This window comes from Butyrivibrio sp. XPD2006, assembly GCF_000420865.1.
Classification (GTDB): Bacteria; Bacillota; Clostridia; order Lachnospirales; family Lachnospiraceae; genus Butyrivibrio.
In genome coordinates, this window is sequence record NZ_ATVT01000003.1 from 320,329 (window position 1) to 344,144 (window position 23,816).

Sequence of the window (23,816 nt, forward strand, 5' to 3'; positions counted from 1 at the left end):
GGTTTTTATGGGGAAGAGTTTTTTTGAAGTATTTCCTGCCCTTAAGCTGGATGAACACACCGGCGATATCATGGGGCAAACTGAGGTTGTAAAGGTTTCAACCACCAGGAAGCAGGATTTTATAAGAATTTACATTGCCAGCAACAAGCTGATCGATAAAGCTGACATCATCAAAACTGAGAACAGCATCAAGAAGCAGCTTTTTGGCAACCAGGATATAACCATCAAGATATACGAGAAGTTCTCGCTTTCGGCGCAGTACACGCCGGAGAACCTTCTGGATATATACAGAGAGAGCATTGAGCTTGAGCTAAAAGACTATGACCATATGGAGTATAGTCTGTTTCGCTCGGCTTCTTTTTTGTACCCTGATCAGGGTAATGTCATCATGCAGCTGGAAGACAGCGTTGTGGGCAAAAAGAAAGCCCCTGACCTTATCCGCGTGCTCTCCAAGATCTTTAATGACAGATGCGGACTTTCAGTAGTTCTTTCCCCTGAATTTGTCGAAGTTGAAAAAGAGGATAAGGAGCCCGATTACTCCGAGGAATCTGCCAAGATGGCTAAAAAGCTTGAGGCAATGGAGGAGAAGGAGGCAGAGAAGGAAGCTGAAAAGGCGGCCAAGGCTGCTGAGAAGGCTGCGCCTGCCAGGGCCGAGAGTAAGGCACCTGAAGCACCTTCTAAGGTGGGCGCTCAGAAGTCTTTTGGCAAAAGAGATTTCGGCGGAAGCTATAAGAGAAGCGATAATCCGGATGTACTTTTCGGAAGAGATTTTGATGATGAGGCCATGAAGCTGGTTGACCTTATGGGCGAGCTTGGTGAAGTTACCATTCACGGCAAGATCATCGAGTGGGATTCAAGAGATATCAGAAATGACAAGACAATTCTTATCTTTGCTGTTACCGATTTTACGGATTCAATAGCAGTCAAGATGTTTGTTAATACTGCAGATGTTCCCGCTATAACCAAGGATATTAAGATGGGAGCCTTCGTTAAGATCAAGGGAATCGCTGCAGTTGATAAGTTTGATCACGAACTCTCAATCCAGTCTGTTGTGGGAGTCAAGAAGATTCCTGACTTTACCGTCAAGAGAGTTGATACTGCTGATGAGAAGAGAGTTGAGCTCCATTGCCATACCAAGATGAGTGATATGGACGGAGTTTCAGAGGTAAAAGATATTGTAAAGCAGGCCTATAAATGGGGAATGCCGGGTATTGCCATTACAGACCACGGTGTTGTTCAGGCTCTTACCGATGCCAATCACGTCTGGGAAGATCTTTACAAGGACGAGAAATCAAGGCGCAAAGAGGCAGGAGAGCCTCCTCTGGACAGACAGGATTTCTTTAAGCTTGTACTTGGCGTTGAGGCATATGTAGTAGATGACCTTAAGGAAATTGTTGTAAATGACAAGGGGCAGAAGCTTGATGATACTACCTTTGTTGTATTTGATATCGAGACAACGGGCTTTTCTCCTATCAAGAACAAGATCATCGAAATCGGTGCCGTTAAGATTAAAAACGGCGAGATTGTAGACAGATTTTCAGAGTTTATCAATCCTCAGGTTCCTATTCCGTACAGGATTGAGAAACTCACCAGTATCACCGATGACATGGTTATCGGCGCTCCTACCAGAGAAGTTATCATCCCGAAGTTCGTAGAGTTCTGCGAGGGAGCAGTACTGGTGGGACACAATGTGTCTTTTGACATAAGCTTTATAAATCAGAACTGCGAGGAGCTGGGTATCGATGCTGATTACACTACCGTTGATACGCTCTGGCTCTCAAGATATTTCTTCCCGCTGCAGGCCAAGCATACTCTGGACGCAGTGGCCAAGACTTTGAATATTGTACTGGGACATCATCACAGAGCTGTAGATGATGCTGAGTGTACTGCGCTTATTTTCAACAAGTTTGTACCTATGCTCAAAGAGCAGGGGGCAGAGGATCTGACTCAGGTCAATATACTTGGCAAGCCAACACCTGAGATGATAAGGCATCTTCGTCCCAATCACTGCATTATCCTTGCTAAGAATACACTGGGAAGGGTTAATCTCTATACCCTTGTCAGCAAGTCTCATATAGATTATTTCAGAAGATTCCCTCTTATTCCTAAGAGTGAGCTTATCAAATACAGAGAAGGTCTTATAATCGGAAGTGCATGCTGCGCGGGAGAGCTGTACGGTGCAGTTGTTGAGGGAAGACCACCGGAAGAGATTGCAAGACTTGTAAGCTTCTATGACTATCTGGAGATACAGCCTGTGGGCAATAACCACTTCATGGTTGAGTCAGAGAGATATGAGGACATCAATAGCGACGATGATATCAGGGAGATCAACAAGGAGATCGTAAGGCTCGGTGAGCAGTGGAATAAGCCTGTTGTTGCCACCTGCGATGCGCATTTCCTTAATCCCGAGGATGAGATATACAGAACAATCATCATGGCCGGTAAGGGTATGAATGATGAGGAGCCGGCACCGCTGTATCTGAGGACCACAGACGAGATGATGGCTGAGTTCGATTATCTTGGCGGTGAGAAGGCAAAAGAGATCGTAATTGATAACACCAGAAAGATCCTGGATATGTGCGATTCCATTTCACCGGTTCGTCCGGATAAGTGCGCCCCCGTCATTGAAAACAGTGATGAGATCCTTACCAAGATCTGTTACGACAAAGCCCATGAGATCTATGGTGAAAATCTTCCTGAGATTGTACAGGAGAGACTTGAGAGGGAACTTAATTCAATCATCAAGAACGGTTTCGCGGTTATGTATATCATTGCCCAGAAGCTGGTTTGGAAGTCCAACGAAGACGGATACCTGGTAGGATCCAGAGGATCTGTCGGATCTTCTTTTGTTGCGTTTACATCGGGTATTACGGAGGTTAATTCCTTAAGCCCGCATTACGTGTGCCCTAACTGTAAATACAGTGATTTTGATTCTCCGGAGGTTCTTGCTTTTGGCGGTAATTCGGGCTGTGATATGCCTGACAAGATGTGCCCCAAGTGTGGAACCAAGCTTTATAAGGACGGATTCGACATTCCTTTCGAGACCTTCCTTGGATTCAAGGGAGACAAAGAGCCTGATATCGACCTTAACTTCTCGGGAGAATATCAGTCCAAGGCGCACAAATATACAGAGGTTATCTTTGGTTACGGACAGACTTTCAGAGCCGGAACCATTGCTTCACTTGCGGATAAGACAGCTTATGGTTTCGTTAAGAAGTATTACGACGGAATCGGTGTCAGCAAGAGAAAGAGTGAGATCAACAGGATCGTCCAGGGATGCACCGGCATAAGACGTGGTACAGGCCAGCACCCGGGTGGAATCATAGTTCTTCCTGTGGGAGAGGACATCAACTCGTTCTGTCCTGTTCAGCATCCTGCCAATGATATGACAACGGCGACTATTACGACACATTACGATTACCACTCAATCGACCACAACCTTCTTAAGCTCGATATCCTGGGACACGATGATCCTACCATGATCAGATTCCTTCAGGACTGCACGGGAATGGACCCCAAGACTGTGCCACTGGATGACAAGAAGGTAATGAGTCTTTTCATGAATACAGAGGCTCTTGGCGTAACGCCCGATCAGCTTGGCGGAACCAAGCTCGGATGTCTCGGACTTCCCGAGTTTGGTACAGACTTTGCCATGCAGATGGTTATTGATGCGCAGCCCAAGTCTCTTTCCCACCTTATAAGGATTTCAGGTCTTTCACACGGTACCGACGTTTGGCTCGGAAACGCCCAGACCCTGATCCAGGAGGGCAAGGCAACAATTGATACCTGTATCTGCTGTCGTGACGATATCATGATCTATCTGATCCAGAAGGGACTTGATAAGTCTGAGTCCTTCAAGATCATGGAGGCAGTACGTAAGGGTAAGGTAGCCAAGGGCAAAGAGGGCAACTGGGAAGCCTGGAAAAAAGACATGATAGACCACGGTGTACCTGACTGGTATATCTGGTCCTGTGAGAAGATCAAGTACATGTTCCCCAAGGCCCATGCGGCTGCTTACGTTATGATGGCATGGAGAATTGCGTACTTTAAGGTTTATATGCCACAGGCCTTCTATGCAGCATGGTTTTCTATCAGAGCCAAGGCCTTCAACTATGAGCATATGTGTCTGGGTGAGAATCACCTTCACAGCATAATGAAGGATTATTTAAGCCGCAAGGACGAGCTTAGTAACGCTCAGCAGGCAGAGTACGGAGATATGAGACTGGTAGAGGAGATGTATGAGAGAGGCATCGAGTTTATGCCGATCGACATCTTCAAGGTTAAATCCAGAGATTTCCAGGTTATCGGAGATAAGATCATGCCTGCTCTTACAAGTATTGACGGTATGGGTGAGAAGGCTGCGGACCAGATCGTTGAGGCAGCCAAGGACGGACCGTTCCTTTCTAAGGACGACTTCCGCCAGAGGACCAAGTGCCCTCAGACTGTTATCGACAAGATGGCCGATATGGGACTTTTGGGAGATATTCCGGATTCCAATCAGATAAGCCTGTTCGACCTGATGAAGGGATTCTGACAGGCTGGTGCGCTGTAGTCCTGAATGGAACAAAAGATATTTCGGAGGAAATTTATTTAATGGGAGTAACACTTACCACTAAGATGCTTACAAAGGAAGCTATTAGTGCGATTTCAAATGGACAGCTTGAGAGGGGAGATATTATCAGGCTTCGCAAGAATGTTGTTGAATATATTGAACCTGTGAAGAAGAGATTTAATCTGGCATGTGCGCTGCTGGCGACTATGTTTATTCTGATGACAGCTTCTTCATTAGCCAATTTCAGCAAGAACGGAGCGCTGGATATACCACTTTTGATAAGTATGTTTGCTCCAATTGTACTGTTTCTAGTAGTTGCTTTTGGATTTATCGGATGGCTGAGCTTTGGAAGGATAAAAGGCCAGTTCAACAGAGCGCTTAAGAAGGGACTTCCTGACCTCTATGAAGAATTCAAAATTTAAGATCCTTCCAATATGCATTCTTTTGGGCTTCCTGGTATGTATATATGTCTTTATTGGAAGGCCCATGATAGCTTTTGTTAGTGACATAGAATCTTTTAAGAGTTACATAGACAGCAAGGGTATTGCAGGAATACTGACCTTTGGGGCGCTTGTATTTTTTCAGACCTTTTCTACCTGTATTCCGGGACTGCCTTTTTATCTGGCTGCCGGCGCTGTCTGGGGAGGACTGAAGGCTGCACTTATATGTGATCTGTTTGCATCCCTTGCCAATACTCTGGCTTTTATTTTCAGTGAAAAGATAGGCCGGAAGGTGCTTTGCTATCTGTGTCCTGAGGACAAGATTGAGTATGTGGAGAAACTGGCAGAAGGCCACAATCCTGTTCTGACTCATATCATATTTATGTTCCTTCCGCTGCCAAAGGATAACTACGCATGGCTTGGCTATTACACCAAAGAAAGCATTTCTAAGTGGTTTATCATTACATTTACCATGCGTTTTGCGCAGATATTTATCTACACCCTGGGAGCTGAAAAGGCTGTTAATAATCAGTATGGCCTTATCGCAGCCGGTTGGGTTTTCGCAGTGCTTGTGTATGTAGGAGCTTTTATCTATCTAAGGAAAAAGAAGAATGGTTGACGTGTTTGGAACGCTGGGACCCAGCTGCAGAGATGAGAAGGTGCTCTCTGAGATGTTCAGGGAGGGCATGACTGGCATAAGGATCAATCTGTCCCATATAATGCTTAAGGATTGCCTTGAGGACCTTGATAAGGTCAAAAGAGCTGCATCCGCAAATGGAGTAAGCCCCAGAATTTTGATAGATATGCAGGGGCCGGAGCTGAGAATCGGTAAGCTGGCAAAACCGCTTGGTCTGAAGGATGGAGATGTCCTTCGATTTGGAGGTACCTCAAATTCTGGGGAAGACATTGTTTCTCTGGATGAAAGAATCCTTAAAGCTCTTGAACCCGATCGTGAGATCCTGTTTGATGACGGTAAGATTGCTGCAGTTGTAATTGGAGTTGAGCAAGGCGAAGTTCAGGTCAGAATCACAAGAGGTGGCACGCTCTATGGCAGAAAGAGCATCGCTATCGTTGGCAGGTCAGTCGATATGCAGGCTCTTACAGACAGCGACATAGAGAATATCAAACTCGCCTGTCAGACTGGAATCTATGGCGTAATGCAGCCTTTTGTAAGAAGCGCAGAGGACCTTAAGACGCTCAGAGAAGTTCTTGATAATAACGGTGGCAATGAAATTAAGATTTACGCCAAGATAGAAAACACCAAAGGCGTAGAGAATCTCGAGAGCTTTTTTGACTATGCAGATGAAGTAATAATTGCAAGAGGCGACCTAGGAAACGCAGTTCCTCTCTGGGAACTTCCGGGAGTTCAGAAAGACATCGCTCGCAGGTGCAACGCTGCAAAGATGCCTTTCATGGTAGTAACCCAGATGCTCGCATCCATGGAACACAGCAAAGTTCCCACCAGAGCAGAAGTCAGCGACATCTACAACGCCATACTCGACGGCGCATCCTCTGTCATGGTTACTGGAGAGACAGCAATAGGCGAGTATCCGACAGATGTTATAAGGTATATGAGAAAAACTGTAGAGACAGCAAGAAAAAATAAGTGAATGTGTATTGACATATGCATTCACTTGTTTTATATTCAACATATGAACAATTATTCATACGTTGAAATGAAAGGAAGATGATATGTCAGTAGGTGATGTAGAGCACTGCGATGTAGTGCACAAACATGCAGATGTGGTACTGAAGGTACACAGAGAGATGCCTGATGATGACAAGCTTTATGATCTGGCAGAGCTGTTCAAGGTCTTCGGTGATTCCACAAGGATTCGAATTCTCTTTGCCCTGTTTGAAGAAGAGATGTGTGTATGTGATATAGCTGACAGCCTTAACATGACTCAGTCGGCAATATCTCATCAGCTTAAGATACTTAAGCAGAGCAAGCTCGTTGGAAACAGACGCGAGGGCAAACAGATTATTTACTTCCTGGCAGATGACCACGTAAGAACTATCATCGACCAGGGAATCAACCATATTGAAGAGTAAATTATGAGCCTTATGAGGGCAGAAAGGTGGATATTATGAAGAAAACATTTAAGTGTGAGGTAGACTGTGCAAACTGTGCAGCTAAGATGGAGGATGCGGTTAAGAAGATCGACGGCGTTGTAAGCGCAAGAGTTAATTTCATGACTCAGAAGTTTACACTTGAGGCTGCTGACGACGTTTTTGACAGTGTATTTGATGCGGCAGTCAAGGCCTGCAAAAAGGTTGAGCCGGATTGCGAGATAGAGACAGCTTAAACAATTGTCCTGAAAAGGAAGTGATGATTTATGACTAAGAAACAAAAAAAGACCCGCAACAGAATACTCATAGTACTTGCAATATTTGTCATCCTGCTGGTACTTGATAAGATCGGCATAATGGAACCGCTTCCCTGGTTTGTGAAGCTGATCATATACCTTGTTCCTTATGGGATCATCGGCTATGACGTCATTCGAAAGGCTGTTATTAACATAAGCCACGGACAGGTCTTTGACGAGAACTTCCTGATGATGATAGCAACATTCGGAGCATTTGGAATAGGCGAGTACTCAGAGGCTTTAGCCGTAATGCTCTTTTACCAGGTTGGAGAGCTCTTCCAGAGCTACGCTGTCGGCAAGTCAAGACAGTCCATTACAGACCTTATGAGTATTGCTCCTGAGTTTGCAAATCTGGTAAACGAAGATGGAGAGACTACAGAAGTTGATCCAGAGGAAGTAAGCGTAGGTGATATTATTCTTGTAAGAGCAGGGGAGAAGATCCCACTGGACGGAACTGTTATTGAAGGTGAATCCTTTGTTGATACCGCAGCTCTTACAGGAGAATCTGTTCCCAGAAGGGCAGCTGAGGGAGATGCCGTCATCAGCGGATGCGTCAACGGTGAGGGAATTCTCAAGGTGAGAGTAGATAAGGCCTATGAGGACTCCACAGTTGCAAGGATCCTTGATCTGGTTGAGAACGCCAGCAACAAGAAGTCCAGAATGGAGAACTTCATCACAAGATTTGCAAGATATTACACACCTGTTGTTACGGTAGGAGCAGTGCTCCTTGCAGTTCTTCCTCCGATATTCGGACAGCTCGCTATCTCGGACAGCATCAGAAGAGCATGTATTTTCCTTATAGTCTCATGTCCGTGTGCTCTTGTTATTTCGGTTCCTCTTGGATTCTTCGGCGGAATCGGAGCATCCTCCAAGAAGGGCGTCCTTGTCAAGGGATCCAACTTCCTTGAGGCTGCATCCAAGGTAGACACGGTTGTTTTTGATAAGACAGGTACTATCACAAAGGGTGAGTTTAAGGTTTCGGAAATTGTTCCGGCCACTCAGAGTAACATTACAGAAGATCAGCTTCTTTCACTTGCAGCTTACGGCGAGATGTACTCCAATCATCCGATTGCAAGATCCATTCTTGCATGCTACATGGAGAGGAACGAAGGCCAGAAGCCTGATGCTTCTCACGTAGATGAATCTCAGACCAAAGAGATAGCAGGAAACGGTATCAGGACCATCCTTGAGGGCAAAGAGCTTTTGGTTGGCAATGACAAGCTCATTGACGTTCCGGCATCAATAGGTCTTTTGGATGAGGCCGCAGGCACTGTGGTTTACGTATCCTATGACGGATCCTATGCTGGCAGCATTGTTATCGCCGATGCCATCAAGGACGGGGTAAAAGAGGGAATCGCAGCCCTGTACGAGCTTGGAGTAAAGAGAGCAGTCATGCTCACAGGTGATAATGAAGAGGTAGCCAGACATGTGGCTGATCAGGTTGGTATAAATGACGTTAAGGCGGGACTTCTACCTGCTGATAAGGTCAGTGCAGTTGAAAAAATGCTCTCAAAAGGCGATAATGGTAACAGGCTTGCGTTTGTGGGCGACGGTATCAACGATGCTCCCGTGCTTATGAGAGCAGATGTCGGAATCGCCATGGGATCCATGGGATCTGATGCTGCAATTGAGGCAGCAGACATTGTTATCATGGACGATGATATCAGCAAGATTTCAGCTGTAATGAAGATAGCGCGCAAGACCATAAGGATTGTAAAAGAGAACATAGTCTTTGCGCTTGCAGTTAAGCTCATCATCCTGGTTCTGGGAGCACTTGGTCTTACCACCATGTGGCTTGCAGTATTCGGAGATGTAGGAGTAGCAGTAATAGCAATACTTAACTCTATGAGGGCGCTCAAGACCGACTGAGAGTTCTCTTTGGAGGGGAGTATAATATGCCAAGAGCAGAACTTTACGTTGGAGAGCTTTTGATGAAGATGGTCGCCAGACAGACCGGCGAGATAAGCAAGGTGGATTTTACTCCGCAGAAGCCGGCATTCTCATCACTCTCCTTCCCTGACGAACAGTTTTTGGAGAGATCTTCTCCGGAATCTCAGGGCGTAAGCTCTGCTTTTTTTACTGATCTGATCAGGGACCTTCAGGCAGACAGGGAGTGCAGAATGCATAAGTTCATGGCCCTGCGTCACGGCAAGGTCATCGCAGAGTGTGCATTTGAGCCCTTTGACATGGATATGTGGCATGTGACTTATTCCATGTGCAAGTCCATTACCGGAATGGCTATAGGCATTCTGATGGGAGAGGGCAAGCTTACACTGGATGACAGGATCAGTGATATTTTCAGTCCCAGAGTAGGACCCTTAAGCATCTTCAGGAAGACGGTTTCAGTCAGGAATCTCCTCAATATGTCCAGCGGAGTGGATTTTAACGAGATTGGAGCCATAAGCGGCAACGACTGGCGCAAGGGCTTTCTGGATGCGTCTTTTAAATTCGATCCCGGAACAAAATTTGAATACAACAGCATGAACACGTACATGCTGTCAGCCATAGTCACCGAAATAACCGGCCAGTCCCTCTTTGATTTCTGTAAAGAGAGGATATTTGATCCCATGGGCATCAAGAGGGTATTTTGGGAGAGCTGCCCACAGAGCATAACCAAAGGCGGATGGGGAGCTTTCATGCGAATAGAGGATATGGCCAAGATGGGCCAGCTCTATCTGCAAAAAGGTGTCTGGAACGGGCAGCAGCTGGTGCCTGAGGAATGGGTAAAAGAGTCAACGACGCAGCAGATAGAAACCGGAAGGGAGGACAATCCTTACTACGGCTATCAGCTCTGGCTCAACGATGACAGGCCCGGATGCTTTGCCTACAACGGTATGATGGGCCAGAATGTCTTTGTATATCCCGATCTTGATATGGTGGTCGTGACAAACGCCGGAAACAGCGATGTCTTCCAGACCAGCAGCATGGCGATCAAGATCCGCGACAGGATGAAGAACATAATTGAGGTTTCGGATACGCCGCTTCCTGAAGATTTCAGGGCTCTTACGGAGCTTAAGGCAATCTGCAAGTCCGTAAGCGGCAGAACAGCTGATTTTCCTGTCATCAGCTCAGGAGGCTGGAAGAACAGAACAGTTCGTATGACCACCGGCTCTACCAGAAACAGGAGCATCAGCTTTTTGGGCAAAAGAACTGATTTCAAGTCGGCAGTTAATTCCTATAACATCAGGAATGAGAACCAGCTGATACAGAGATGGCTTCAAAAGCTTGATGGCAAGATATACGACCTTGAGACATCCGGAATTGGCTTTATGCCCATGATGATGCAGATTGTCCACAACAATTTCACCGACGGCATGAAGAAGATAGGCTTCAGGCTCGCAGAGAACGGAGCATTCTATATCGATATCTATGAAGGCGATGTTATCTACAGGCTGCGATGCGGTTTTGGCGGCAAAAGATATATCAGCGACATCAACATGCACTGCGAGAACTATAAGGTATCGCTGAATACTGTATGTAACAGGGATGAGTACAACAGACTTACCATAAGGAACGAGATCTATTTCCTGGAGGAAGCAAGCTACAGGACTCTTAATATCTATTTTGAGGATGATGCTGTAGACAGGGTGGACAGAAAATCGACCTTCATCCATCCGGCAGTTCCCGGCAGGATTGAGATCAGAATGAATGAGGCTCCCGGAACCGATATGCTTCGTGACACGTTGAAGAACTTCTCAATCGAGGGTACCGGATGGGAGAGTGCAATCATTTCAAGATTTGTTAAGGGAGGCATGAAGGAAGCTGTAGCACATGCAGTAAACAACACTGTTCAGCCTGTGATCTACGGAACACTGGCCAATCCTGATCTTCCGCCATATCTTGAAGCGGCCGTTTCAGAAGGCGAAGCTGCGGATACTGAAGATGTAACAGAAGACGATCCATCATTTGCAGATGCAGGTGGTGATGATATATCATTAGATGAGAATTAACAGAAAGGGGTAATGACCATGGCAAATGCTGTATATGAAAAATTATTAAAATGCAAAGAGGCAGTAAGAAAGGTAACTGATTTTGAACCGGATGTCGCTCTGGTTTTGGGCTCAGGCCTTGGCGGCTTTGCTGAGAATATCAAGATAGAGACAGAAATTCCTTATAGCGATATACCGGGATTCCCTGTTTCAACAGTTCCGGGACATGCAGGAAAGTTCATTTTCGGATATCTCGGAGACAAGAAGATTGTCTGCATGAAGGGAAGAATCCACTTTTACGAGGGATATAACATAAGCGACGTAGTTCTTCCGGCAAGACTTATGAAGATGCTGGGTGCTAAGATTCTGTTCCTTACAAACGCAGCAGGCGGACTTGGAGAAGGCTTTGGCGCCGGTGATCTCATGCTCATCACGGATCATATTTCTATTTTTGCTCCAAACCCTCTTATCGGACCAAATCTTGACGAGTTGGGACCCAGATTCCCTGATATGTCAAACGTTTATAAAAAGGACCTTCAGGACGTAATAAGAGCTGTTGCCAAGGAAAACGGCATTGACCTCAAGGAAGGTGTGTACTGCCAGTGCACAGGCCCTTCATTTGAGTCGCCCGCAGAGATCAAAATGCTTGCAAAGCTCGGTGTTTCAGCTGTCGGAATGAGTACAGTCAATGAAGCAATTGCAGCCAACCATATGGGAATGCGCATCTGCGGCGTTTCATGCATCAGTAATCTTGCAGCAGGCATTTCAGGAGAGCCTCTTTCACACGAGGAGGTTCAGGAGGCTGCAGATAAGGCAGCACCTCTTTTCACAAAGCTCGTTTCAGAGTCCATCAAGAGGTTTGAGGTATGAGAACAAGATTTTATAACGCAAGAATCCTGACTATGGAGCAGGGAAAAGAGATATTCACCGGCGAAGTATGGGTAAACGGAGATAAGATACAGTTCGTTGGCACTGAGAAAGAGGCCCTTGGTTACTGTGATACTCATCAGGACTCCATACTTGTATGGGACAGAGAGATTGACTGCAAAGGCAATCTCCTCATGCCTGGATTTAAGGATGCCCACACTCATTCAGCCATGACTCTTATGAGATCCAAGGCTGATGATCTGCCGCTTTCTGACTGGCTTAATACTCAGATATTCCCAATTGAAGCCAAGATGACTGCGGAGGATATTTATCATTTATCCAAGATTGCTATTATGGAGTATCTCACCAGCGGAATAACAGCTGTTTTTGAGATGTATCTGACACCTTACTCTGTGGCAGATGCCTTCAGAGACTGTGGAATGCGCTGCGTTCAGACAAGCTGCGTCAATAACTTCAGCCAGTCTGTGGAGATGCTGGAAGGATACTACAACGACTTGAACGGAAGGGATGAGTATAATTCATTCATTCTTGGTCTGCATGCAGAATATACCTGTTCAAAAGAAATCCTGGAAAAGACATCTGAACTTGTTCATAAGTACAAAGCTCCCTTTTGGGCACATATCCAGGAGACAGAATCAGAGACAAAAGAGTGCGTTGAGAGATACGGTATGACTCCTATCGAACTGTTTGATTCACTTGGACTGTTTGACTACGGCGGAGGCGGATACCACCTTGTATGGACCAATGACAAGGATATGGAGATCATGAAGAAGAGAGGCCTTTATGCTGTGACCAATCCGGGGTCCAACACCAAGCTGGCCAGCGGAATTGCGCCTATATCCAGGTATCTTGAAAAGGGTATTCCGGTTGCAATAGGAACAGACGGACCTGCAAGTAACAACTGTCTTGATATGTTCAGGGAGATGTTCCTGACGACAGGCCTTGCCAAGCTTAAGGATATGAACGCATCCAGTGTTGATGCCACAGAGGTGCTTAAGATGGCAACTGTCAACGGAGCCCATGCAATGGGACTTACAGACTGCGACTACCTTGCCGAGGGCAAGAAGGCCGATATCATAATGCTTGATCTGTATCAGCCTAACATGCAGCCCATCAACAATATTGTTAAAAACATTGTTTACAGCGGAAGCAAATCAAACGTTATGCTTACAATGATCGGTGGCATTATCCGCTATGAGAACGGAAAATTCAATATAGGTGCAGAGCCTGCAGACATCTATGCTAAGGCAGAGGAAATCGGAAAGAGGTTATACAGCTGATATGGAAGGATACATGATAATATTCCTGGTAGTTGCATTTGTCATTATTGCTTTTGCACTGGGAATAAGAGATGCGTTAAATGCTAAAAAGTACCTGATCACCAAGCTTAAAAAGAACTTTGGTAATCCACCTGCCAGAGAGTATAAGTCCGACGATCTTGATCACGTTGACGGCTTTTTCAAGAATCATCAGGAGGAAGGACAGATAGATGACGTCACCTGGAATGATCTTGGAATGGACGGTGTGTTCAAGAGACTCAACTACTGCCTTTCTGCTGCAGGAGAGGAGTATCTGTACTATCTTTTGAGATCTCCGAGACAGGCAGATGAATTTGAATCTTTCGAGGAACAGGTCTCATTCATAAAGGAGAATGATGATGACAGATTAAAGATTCAGACTATCTTCTGGGAGATTGGCCATAACAGCAGATACTCGATTTATGACTATATCGATTATCTTGAAAATGTCTCAAATGTCAGCAATACCATGCACTTTGTGATGATCGTCCTGATGCTTGCCGCTATAGGATTTAGTTTCGTGAATTTTGCTGTAGGATTTATAGCGCTCGCTATTCTGATGGTTATACAGATACTGTCTTATTTTAGAATAAAGAGTGATATAGATCCTTACCTTGTCACCTATGGATATGTTATGAGAGTTATTAAGTCCATAGATAAGTTTTCTGCGATCAAGGCATCTGTATTTGCTGATGATATCAGGGAACTTGAAGGCATATCAAAAGAGTTTGCATCCTTCAGAGCCGGATCTTCGATCCTTCTTTCTGCCAATAGTAAGGTGCACTCCAGCGGAAATCCGTTGGATATTCTGTTTGATTATCTGAAAATGGTGACTCATATCGATCTCATTAAGTTCAACCAGATGTACAAACAGCTTATGGAAAAGAGGGACAGGCTCGACAAAATTCTTGAGATCACCGGAAGGATAGAGACTGAAGTTTCAGTAGCCTGCTTCAGGGCTTCTTTTGAAAACGGATATTCTATTCCCGAATTTACAGGTGATTCCTATGTGGGAAAAGACCTGATCCATCCCCTTATAGATGGGGCTGTAGCCAATACGATCGAGGCCAAGTCAGGAGTTCTTTTAACCGGATCAAATGCATCCGGTAAGTCTACATTCCTTAAGACCTGTGCTATAAACACCATTCTTGCCCAGTCAGTTCATACAGTACTTGGTACTGAGTACAGAGCTCCTTTCTACAGGATTTATTCTTCTATGGCACTTAAAGATGATATTTCCATGGGAGAGAGTTACTACATCGTTGAGATCAAGTCCATCAAGAGGATAGTCGATAAATCCAAGACTTCCGGTAATAGAGTTCTTTGTTTTGTGGATGAGGTCCTTAGGGGAACCAACACTGTTGAGAGAATTGCTGCTTCAACGCAGATTCTTAAGAGTCTTGCGGAGAATGGAGTTCAGTGTTTTGCTGCAACTCACGATATCGAGCTCACATCTCTTTTGAAAGATATCTATGAGATCTATCATTTTGAGGGTGATGTTACGGATAATGATGTTAAATTTGACTATAAGCTCAAGGATGGACCGGCTACTACCAGAAACGCCATCATGCTGCTTAAGGTGCTGGGGTATGATGAAAACATCGTAGAAAATGCACAGAAGATGGCTGATGGATTCTTAAATACAGGAAGCTGGGAGCAGAGCACTTGTTGAGGTGAACAATGAAAGTAAGCATATATTCTGACGGATCCGCCAGAGGAAACCCGGACGGACCCGGAGGTTACGGCGTAGTAATGCGCTATATCGACCCAAAGGGCGAGGTTCATGAAAAAGAAATAAGCGCCGGTTATGACAAGACCACCAACAACCGTATGGAACTGCTTGGGGCAATTGTCGGACTGGAGAGCCTCAACAGACCTTGTGAGGTTGAGATGTATTCAGATTCCAAATATGTCATCAGCGGCTTTAACGAAGGGTGGCTTAAGAGCTGGGTTAAAAACGGCTGGAAGACCGCAGGCAAAAAGCCTGTTAAGAATGTAGAGCTGTGGCAGAGGCTTTTGAAAGCTGTAGAGCCGCATAAGGTCAGATGGAACTGGGTAAAGGGCCACAATGGGCATCCCGAGAACGAAAGATGCGACGAACTGGCCACCACAGCGGCTGATCAGGATCCGGAATTTCTTTTGCATGATGACGGAGGAGCACTCTATTAACTTTATATAAAAACATGCTTGCTGATATATCGTAAACTACATCAATGGTGATATACTGTATAAGGACACTTTTCACTTGGTTTGCATGTGATATGCATACCGCTTTTCATAAGGATCGGGGGCAATATGAGCGACAAAAAGAGACTTGTGACACGAAGTGATTTTGATGGTTTGGTTTGTGCTATGATCTTAAAGGAGTGCGACCTGATAGAGGATATCAAGTTCGTTCACCCCAAGGATGTTCAGGATGGCAAGATTGAGCTTTCAGGTAATGATATCACCACCAATCTGCCTTATGATTCAAGAGTTTTTATGTGCTTTGACCACCATGAGTCTGAGCTGACAAGAAATGCTTCAATGAAGGACAATGACAACTGGTTCATTGAGGGTCAGGCCAAGTCAGCTGCCAGAGTGGTTTACAATTACTACAAGAAGGCAGGATATACCCTTGACAGAATATCCGATGAGATCATGACTGCTGTTGATAAGGGCGATTCCGCTGATTTTACGGAAGATGAGATACTTCATCCTAAGGACTGGGTTCTTATGAACTTCCTTATGGATGCAAGAACGGGTCTCGGAAGATTCCACGATTTCAGGATATCCAATTACGACCTTATGATGGAGCTTATCGGATATTGTGTGAATCATGATATCAAGGATGTTTTGGAGCTTCCTGATGTAAAAGAGAGAGTAGATCTCTATAATGAGCAGGCAGAGCTCTTTAAGAAACAGTTAAAAGAGATTTCCCACATGGAGGGAAAGGTTGTTGTAGTTGATCAGAAGGCAGCAGGTGACGTTATTTATGCCGGAAACCGCTTTATGATCTATGCTCTGTATCCTGAGGCAGAAATTTCAATTCATGTAGCCTGGGGCTTTAAAAAACAGAACACAGCTGTTATGATAGGAAAGTCTATTATTAACAAGGCTTCGAACTTCAACATCGGAGATCTTTGCCTTGAGTACGGCGGAGGCGGACATGCAAATGCCGGAACCTGTCAGATAGACAATGATAAGATAGATGAAGTATTACCGGAGATTATTAAAAAGATTAATGCATGATGAGTAATGAGAATAAAAAAGCTTTAATAGCTATGAGTGGCGGCGTGGATTCTTCCGTAGCCGCTGCTCTTATGTTAAAAAAAGGATTTGACTGCATGGGATGCACCATGCGTCTTTATGAGAACGACATGATAGGCGAGGACCTCTTCGGAACCTGCTGTTCACTCAAGGATACCCAGGATGCAAGGGCAGTTTGCGAGAAGCTTGGTATTGAGTACAACATATACCACTACGAGGCAGAGTTTACGAAGAACGTCATCGAACCTTTTGTGTGCAGCTATGAGAGAGGCGAGACTCCGAATCCGTGTATAAGGTGCAACAAATACCTTAAGTTTGATATCCTCTATGAGAAGGCAAGGGCCCTTGGGTATGACAACATCGTGACCGGTCACTATGCAAGGATTGAGGAGAGAGACGGACACTTCTACCTTCTTAAGGCAGTGGATCAGAAGAAGGATCAGAGCTACGTTTTATATGACCTTACTGAGGAACAGCTGGCACACACTTATTTCCCGCTTGGGGAAATGACCAAGGACGATGCGAGAGAGATAGCAGCCGAGTACGGTTTTGTCAACAAAGATAAAAAAGACAGCCAGGATATCTGTTTTGTACCGGACGGTGATTATGCATCCATGATCAAGAGATACAGAAAAAAGGATTATCCGAAGGGTGATTTTGTTGATCTTCAGGGAAATGTCCTGGGAACCCATGAGGGAATTATTAACTACACCATCGGTCAGAGAAGAGGACTTGGTATTCCCGCAGACAGAAGGCTTTATGTAAAGAGGCTGGACACAGTCAATAACCGCGTGATTCTTGCGGATGATGAAGATCTTTTTGACAAAGAGGTTCTGGTCAGGGAATTTAACTGGATAACCGGAGAGGCACCCGGGGAGCCTTTCAGATGCCTGGCCAAGATACGTTACAGACACAAAGAGCAGCCTGCCACAGTCACAATATCAGACGATGGCACAGCTAAGATCATATTCGATGAGCCGCAGCGTGCCATAACACCCGGACAGAGTGCAGTATTGTACGATGGGGATATAGTCCTGGGCGGCGGAATCATCTGTTAATTTTTGAGGAGAGATTATGAAAAAAGATAATATTGTTTTGATTGGTATGCCTACATCAGGCAAGAGTACCATGGGAGTAATCCTGGCCAAGATCCTTGGCTACAGATTCCTTGACGCGGATATCGTGATCCAGGAAAAGATAGGCAAAAAGCTCTCAGAGATCATAGAATCAGAGGGAATCGACGGATTTATAGATATAGAAAACAGGATAAATTCGGAAATTGAGACTGAGAGAACCGTTATCGCAACCGGTGGAAGCGTGGTTTACGGAAAAGAGGCCATGGACCACTACAAGAACATAGGCAAGGTTGTTTACCTTAAGGTTGATATGGATACTCTTACAAAGCGCCTGCACAATGCAAAGCAGAGGGGAGTAGTAATGAGAGAGGGCCAGTCCCTCATATCCCTCTACAATGAGCGAAGCGCTCTGTATGAGAAGTATGCTGATATTACAATTGAGGAAAAAGACCATACAATGGAAGAAGTGATCGATATCACCCTAGAAGCTCTAAGAGCTCTTCCTTTGTAAGGCTTGGTGCACTAAGAGAACCTGTATTAAGGAGCTGGTCAGCCAGCTCTTTTTTCTTGTTCTGAAGTTCTATTATCCTCTCTTCAATGGTGTTCTTCATTATCAGTCTGTAAACAGTGACGACATTCTTTTGTCCGATCCTGTGGGCTCTGTCAGTGGCCTGATTTTCCACCGCTACATTCCACCAGTGGTCATAGTGCACAACAATATCGGCTGCAGTTAGGTTAAGTCCTGTTCCGCCGGCTTTTAATGATATGCAGAATACGGTGGTGTCATCCTCCTGGAATGCGTCCACCAGTTTTATTCTGTCTTCCTTTTTGGTGGATCCGGTAAGAAGATAGTGGGATATGCCCTCTTTTTGGAACAGTGTCACAAGCCTCTCCAGCATAGAAGTAAACTGGGAGAACAGGAGCACCTTGTGTCCGCTTTCGGCGGCACTTTTCATTATTTCTACGCATAGTTCCGCCTTGGCAGAACCTCCGTCATAGCCGTCGTATATCAGTCCGGGATCGCAGCAGAGCTGTCTGAGTCTTGTGAGTTCAGACAGGATCATTATCCTGTCATTTTTGATCTCGGAATCGCTCTTTGATGAAACCAGCATCTTGATCTGTTGAAGATGGGCTCTGTAGAGCTCCTGCTGGCCTTTGGTCATCTGGGTTACTATGTTTTCCTCAAGCTTGTCGGGAAGGTCGGTGAGAACATCCTTCTTAAGTCTGCGCAGCACAAAAGGTGCGATCATCTTTTTGAGGCGTAGCATGGCAGCCTCGTCTCCTTCGGCAATGGCAGGTATTTCCAGGATTTCTTTAAAGCTCTTGTAGCTGAAAAGATATCCCGGCATGCAGAAGTCAAAGATGCTCCACAATTCGCTCAGTCTGTTTTCTATAGGTGTACCTGTCAGGGCGGCTTTAAAGGAGGCGCTTATGGATTTTACGGCTCTTGCCACCTGAGTGGTCTGATTCTTAATGAACTGTGCTTCATCGATTATCATGCACTCAAAGGACAGGTATTTGTAAAGATCAATATCCCTTCTGAGGAGGTCATAGGAAGTAATGATAACATCTGTTTCTTCCTCATCAATCTCCGATGTTACCCTGACTCTGTCGGGTTTTATGCCCACTGCAAGGTCACATTTAAGGGACGGTGTAAATCTCTTTATCTCGTGCTGCCAGTTGTAGACCAGTGAAGCCGGGCAGACTATCAGAGAACACCTGCTTTTTCTGCCTTCTTTCAGAGCTTCCTCTTTAAGGGACAAGAGAAGTGTGAGGACCTGAAGCGTTTTTCCAAGGCCCATGTCATCGGCCAGTACAGCGCCGAAGCGATTGGTTTTAAGGGTGCGAAGCCACATATACCCTTTTTTCTGATAGTCACGAAGGACATCTCCAAGGCTTTCGGGAATCTCATAGTTTGCACTTTCTGGATCTTTAAAAGAGTTTATGAGGTTTTTAAAGTTTCCGCCCCTGGAGAGCCTTGTATATTCATAATCTGCGGACTTCTCTGAGAGTTCATTTAAAAAGAGTGCTCTGTACATGGGAACAGAAGCGTGGCCCGACAAAATGTCTTTTGATGCAAGGCCAAGCCCGTCCTTTAAGGTGTACATGAGCTCCATATCTTCGCTGGTAAGCTTCAATATGTCGCCGTTTTTAAGTCGGTAGAATTTTTTCTTTCTGTCATATCTGCTCAGGATGTCATCAAGTTCTTTTAAACTCAGATCCTCAGGAACAAGGGTCAGCTCAAGCAGGTCTGAGACAACGGATACCCCAAGGCTTACTTTCGGAGCCTTCTTGATGTTTATGGATTTAATGGCATCTGACAGATACACGTCACCGAGTTTGTCCAGCTCAGCAAGATCCCGGGAGATGAAGCTGTAAAGACTGTCTTCTTCACCGGGCTTTGGGGAGAGAACGAGGATATTTTTGCTCTCGTCTATGGAATCAAAAAATCTGCCGGCAGTCTTCATCATCCGGCTTTCCTGCATTAGATTGCGCCTGATATTCTCATATACCCTGTCAATGCTTTCAAATATGTTTACAGCAGTTTCTTCCGGCTCGTTCTCTCTGTACAGAGCCTTGATCTCACAGGTTATTTTATTTTCCTGTGGCATGTCTACGTAGAACCGGAATTTGGGCATGTCCGGAGCATATTTTGAAGGAGTAAATCCGCCGTAGCTGACGTTGAAATACTCTTCGATAACCGGGAAAAGACCTGTGGAAAACAGTGTGAGATCCTTATTTGAAACAAAGAGCTCGTTTTCTGTTCTTCTGGCGGACAGGAATTTAAGGAAAGGCAGCACGGGCTCTGCAATTTCACTTTCCACCATATGGAGCTTGTGCCTGCGTTCAAAATAAACCTCTGAGTGACCTTCAAACATGGAAAAACTGCTTGATTCGAAGGTTATTCCGTTTTTATCTGTCTCGATAGTGAGGTCAATTGGAGGAAATACATGTACGATTTCCAGGAGCCTTTCATCGCTGTATCTGGCCCTTAATTCTCTGTTGAGGAAATAAACATTATCTCTTATGGCAAAGAACTCATCGATCTCATGTCCAAAGAGCTCAATCTGTTTTCCGCGTCCCTTGGCATATGTATACGAGATGGGTGATGTTGAACCTGTCGGAAGGGAATTGTCTTTTAGCTGCCTCTCTCTGAAGTAGGAGATCAGAAAACGTATGATCTTTCTCGCGTCCTCTGTGAAGGCTGAGAGATCATGGGTGAATTCCAGATGTTTTCCGTAACTGATGGTATCACCGTTGTGAATGGCATGGAGCAGGGCTAAGATGTCTTTTAAAACATACTTATAGCCTGAATCACCGGCTATGATGTTGAAGCTCAGCTCAAGTTTTCCTTTGCTGAGCACGACATGCGGTTCCAGATCCACGAAAGAGCCTTTCTTGTAAAGAAGAGGGCTTCTTATCTCCGGAGAATAAGCCATTAAAAGATTCTTGGTCTCAAAAGAGGTGTAATGATAACTGCCGGGGGCATCGGAAATAAACCGCCTGCCTGAGCCGGATACAAAGCTGTTCTTTGAATTAAAATCACTGCTGTTATTCTGCATTATTCAAATATCCGTCCAAAGTCCTGAGTACATCAGTAAAATACTGCTTGCGTGTAACTTCATCCGCATTGAAGATTTCGTGCCTTGATTTTTCATAAGCATTAAAGACTGCTCCGGGAACCTTTTCTCTGAAGGCTGCATATCCCGCAGGGTCTATAAGATGATCCTGCCCGGCTGTCATTACTGTTATGGGGATGTTTATAAGACCTGCATTCTTGACTGCTTTTCTCGAGGCCTTCATACTGGCAACTGCCCAACCGAAGGATGCTCCGCAGGTCTGATAGTGAACATCTGCGATTCTCTGGGCAAGCTGATATTCAAATCGTGGAGCAGAAACTGCACTGCTATTTGTCACAGTGACCTCGGGGTTAAAGTGCTTCTGATTTAGTGCGAGTTTTTTGCTTTTGCCTGTAATGGCTGCAAATATGCCAATGAGGCTCTCCACAATGGGAGGATAGTCTGCACCATTCATCTTCATCATGGGGGAGCTGAGTATTGCGGCTTTAAATACGTCCGGATGCTCTTCAAGGTAGAGTGTGCCAATGCATCCGCCCATGGAATGGGCAATCATCAGAAGAGGAAGGCCGTTGGCACCCGGCAGTACAACAGTTTCGATGAATTTATGAAGGTCTTTTACATAGGTTTCATAACTGTTGATATAGATAACGTCCGGCTCCGGGCATTTGCCTTCCGAATAGCCGTGACCGCGCTGCTCGAGGAAAAAGACTCTGTAGCCGGCCCGGTACAGATACCACAGGTATTCCCTGTATTTCCCGATAAACTCTGCCATTCCGTGAACCACAACAATGTTGGCTTTTGGAGTAGCAGGAGAGGCGGTAAAGTAGCGGAGCTTTGTGCCGTCAAAGCCGGCGATCATATCAGATGTTACTTCTGAGTCGAACCATGCTTTATTTTCATTTTCCATACAGGAGAGGTAGTCTTCCTCACCAAGAAATTTTATGTCTGTCATGCGTTTTTACCCTTAGTAAGTGTATTTGCGGGATTCCAGAGCTTGTCATAGGAAATGCCGGTTACTTTTTCGCAGATCTGCTTTTCTTCATCTGTTGCCCTGCCGGGATCCTCACCCTTGCGCCTCGCAATTTCCGTCTGGACTACGTGGAACTCTTTGCCGGTGAGAGGGAAGATATAGCCGACGATAATGAGAAGAACCATGAGTATCGCAGGGACAAAAACGAAGATGTATACTATTCCCCTCTGCGTCTCAAGGCTTTGCCTGATCTTGCTGTTGGCAAGGACTGAGTCATAGCCTACGGCAGACAGAAGGAAACCGATGGTCGCATTGGACATACCGGCTGATATTTTTCTTGCGAATGTGGCCATTCCCGATACTATTCCGGGACGTCTTACTGAAGTGATAAGCTCGTCTACATCAGCCATGTCTGCCATGATGGAGAAGATACTTGTGAGAGTAGCTGCGTTACCAAGACCGATAATGGCTGTAAGGATCAGGATCGGAACAAGAGAAGCACCCTCTTTGGATACGAATAAAAGACCAAGTGTTGCAAAAAGTCTCATTGGTGCTCCGATGAGGATAGTGGTCCTCTTGGAGGTCTTGTTCATTACAGGTCCCCAGATAAGCATTCCGATGAGCTGGGAGGCGAGAAGCGTTGCCATCAGTGCAATAAAACAGCCGTTATTGTAGCCGTTAAGTACATCATCTGCATAAATAAGTGCCATTCCCGATACGATATCCATGCCACACTGACCAAAGAGATAGATGCCTATGAAAAGTCTGAAGGATCTGCTTTTAAATACACTTATAGCCTGAGGAAAGCTCTCCACAAGACTTGATTTTACAGGAGGCTTTGGATGCTCCCAGGTGCCGGCAAAGGTAACCATTGATGTTATAAAGAAAAGAACACCGAAGAGAAGTGCACAGTACAGGTAAAGCGCAGGGTTGGTGTTATCGGTTATGATGAAGGTCGGCACAAGTCCGCACACGGCTGATCCTATTGTGGACCAGATCATTCTTACGTTTGAAAACTTTGCACGTATTGTATAGTCGTCGATCATATCCGGAAGAAGCCCGTTGTAAGGGACCGATATGATGGTAAAGCCTGTGGAAAAGAGGCAGTACATGAACAGATAGAAGGCGTACATGGCGCCTGTTGATTTTGCAGGGATTGTAACCCACATTACAACGAATGTAAGGGCTGATATGATTCCGCCCACAAGTATATAGAATCTCTTCGGACCAAAACGAGAGACGGTTCTGTCTGTGATATTACCCATGATGGGGTCTGTTATCGCATCCCAGACTTTGCCCACCAGCGGAATTGTTCCGGCCAGCGCAGCAGGCATACCCAGTGCCTTTATAAGAAATGCAGTAAAGAATGTGTTGATGATGACAAATGCGCCGCCGCTGTAGAATTCAGCCATTCCGTAGAGGTTGCGACTAAGAAGAGAATAGTTTTCTTTTTTGCCCATAATAAGC

General features: G+C 45.3%; 18 protein-coding genes. 15 read left to right on the forward strand and 3 right to left on the reverse strand.

Annotated elements, in window-relative coordinates; translation table 11 throughout:
- Positions 1–7: 7 nt before the first annotated feature.
- The 15 genes from G590_RS0105230 to G590_RS0105300 all read left to right on the forward strand — a co-directional run bounded on the left by G590_RS0105230 (position 8) and on the right by G590_RS0105300 (position 18,309).
- On the forward strand, positions 8–4,534 hold the full coding sequence (locus G590_RS0105230) for a PolC-type DNA polymerase III (RefSeq protein ID WP_022764622.1): 4,527 nt from the start codon (positions 8–10) through the stop codon (positions 4,532–4,534).
- 59 nt (positions 4,535–4,593) lie between these two features.
- Positions 4,594–4,974, forward strand: coding sequence for a hypothetical protein (locus G590_RS0105235; protein WP_022764623.1), 381 nt, complete (start codon positions 4,594–4,596; stop codon positions 4,972–4,974).
- Positions 4,955–5,611, forward strand: coding sequence for a TVP38/TMEM64 family protein (locus tag G590_RS0105240; protein WP_022764624.1), 657 nt, complete (start codon positions 4,955–4,957; stop codon positions 5,609–5,611). Before G590_RS0105235 ends, G590_RS0105240 begins: the two co-directional genes overlap by 20 nt.
- Positions 5,604–6,602 carry a pyruvate kinase gene (gene pyk, locus G590_RS0105245; RefSeq protein ID WP_022764625.1) on the forward strand — a complete coding sequence of 333 codons (999 nt, stop codon included), beginning with the start codon at positions 5,604–5,606 and terminating at the stop codon, positions 6,600–6,602. Before G590_RS0105240 ends, pyk begins: the two co-directional genes overlap by 8 nt.
- Positions 6,603–6,684: 82 nt before the next feature.
- Positions 6,685–7,044 carry an ArsR/SmtB family transcription factor gene (locus tag G590_RS0105250; RefSeq protein ID WP_022764626.1) on the forward strand — a complete coding sequence of 120 codons (360 nt, stop codon included), beginning with the start codon at positions 6,685–6,687 and terminating at the stop codon, positions 7,042–7,044.
- Positions 7,045–7,079: 35 nt separating this feature from the next.
- Positions 7,080–7,298: a cation transporter gene (locus tag G590_RS0105255; RefSeq protein ID WP_022764627.1), complete on the forward strand. Its 219-nt coding sequence runs from the start codon at positions 7,080–7,082 to the stop codon at positions 7,296–7,298.
- Between the two features lie 30 nt (positions 7,299–7,328).
- Positions 7,329–9,227, forward strand: coding sequence for a heavy metal translocating P-type ATPase (locus tag G590_RS0105260; RefSeq protein WP_022764628.1), 1,899 nt, complete (start codon positions 7,329–7,331; stop codon positions 9,225–9,227).
- Between the two features lie 26 nt (positions 9,228–9,253).
- Entirely contained in the window at positions 9,254–11,308 is a 2,055-nt protein-coding gene (locus G590_RS18510) for a serine hydrolase domain-containing protein (RefSeq protein WP_022764629.1), read from the forward strand.
- 18 nt (positions 11,309–11,326) lie between these two features.
- Positions 11,327–12,157 (forward strand): purine-nucleoside phosphorylase, encoded by an 831-nt coding sequence (locus tag G590_RS0105270; protein ID WP_022764630.1) that lies wholly within the window; start codon positions 11,327–11,329, stop codon positions 12,155–12,157.
- Positions 12,154–13,455: an amidohydrolase gene (locus tag G590_RS0105275; protein WP_022764631.1), complete on the forward strand. Its 1,302-nt coding sequence runs from the start codon at positions 12,154–12,156 to the stop codon at positions 13,453–13,455. The genes G590_RS0105270 and G590_RS0105275 overlap by 4 nt, the downstream gene beginning before the upstream one ends.
- A 1-nt stretch (position 13,456) precedes the next feature.
- A complete protein-coding gene (locus tag G590_RS0105280; protein ID WP_022764632.1) occupies positions 13,457–15,145 on the forward strand; it encodes a MutS-related protein in 1,689 nt (562 codons plus the stop codon).
- An 8-nt stretch (positions 15,146–15,153) separates the two neighbouring features.
- Positions 15,154–15,642 (forward strand): ribonuclease HI, encoded by a 489-nt coding sequence (gene rnhA / locus G590_RS0105285; protein WP_022764633.1) that lies wholly within the window; start codon positions 15,154–15,156, stop codon positions 15,640–15,642.
- A 126-nt stretch (positions 15,643–15,768) separates the two neighbouring features.
- Positions 15,769–16,704: an exopolyphosphatase gene (locus tag G590_RS0105290; RefSeq protein ID WP_022764634.1), complete on the forward strand. Its 936-nt coding sequence runs from the start codon at positions 15,769–15,771 to the stop codon at positions 16,702–16,704.
- Positions 16,701–17,780: a tRNA 2-thiouridine(34) synthase MnmA gene (gene mnmA / locus G590_RS0105295; RefSeq protein ID WP_022764635.1), complete on the forward strand. Its 1,080-nt coding sequence runs from the start codon at positions 16,701–16,703 to the stop codon at positions 17,778–17,780. The genes G590_RS0105290 and mnmA overlap by 4 nt, the downstream gene beginning before the upstream one ends.
- 16 nt (positions 17,781–17,796) lie before the next feature.
- Positions 17,797–18,309, forward strand: coding sequence for a shikimate kinase (locus G590_RS0105300; protein WP_022764636.1), 513 nt, complete (start codon positions 17,797–17,799; stop codon positions 18,307–18,309).
- On the opposite strand, the gene G590_RS18515 is transcribed toward G590_RS0105300, so the two are convergent.
- The 3 genes from G590_RS18515 to G590_RS0105315 are packed head-to-tail and all read right to left on the reverse strand — an operon-like array spanning position 18,275 to position 23,809.
- Positions 18,275–21,361: a DEAD/DEAH box helicase gene (locus G590_RS18515; protein WP_022764637.1), complete on the reverse strand. Its 3,087-nt coding sequence runs from the start codon at positions 21,359–21,361 to the stop codon at positions 18,275–18,277. The genes G590_RS0105300 and G590_RS18515 overlap by 35 nt on opposite strands.
- Entirely contained in the window at positions 21,351–22,331 is a 981-nt protein-coding gene (locus tag G590_RS18520) for an alpha/beta fold hydrolase (RefSeq protein WP_022764638.1), read from the reverse strand. Before G590_RS18520 ends, G590_RS18515 begins: the two co-directional genes overlap by 11 nt.
- Positions 22,328–23,809 carry an MFS transporter gene (locus tag G590_RS0105315; RefSeq protein WP_022764639.1) on the reverse strand — a complete coding sequence of 494 codons (1,482 nt, stop codon included), beginning with the start codon at positions 23,807–23,809 and terminating at the stop codon, positions 22,328–22,330. The genes G590_RS18520 and G590_RS0105315 overlap by 4 nt, the downstream gene beginning before the upstream one ends.
- Positions 23,810–23,816: the final 7 nt, after the last annotated feature.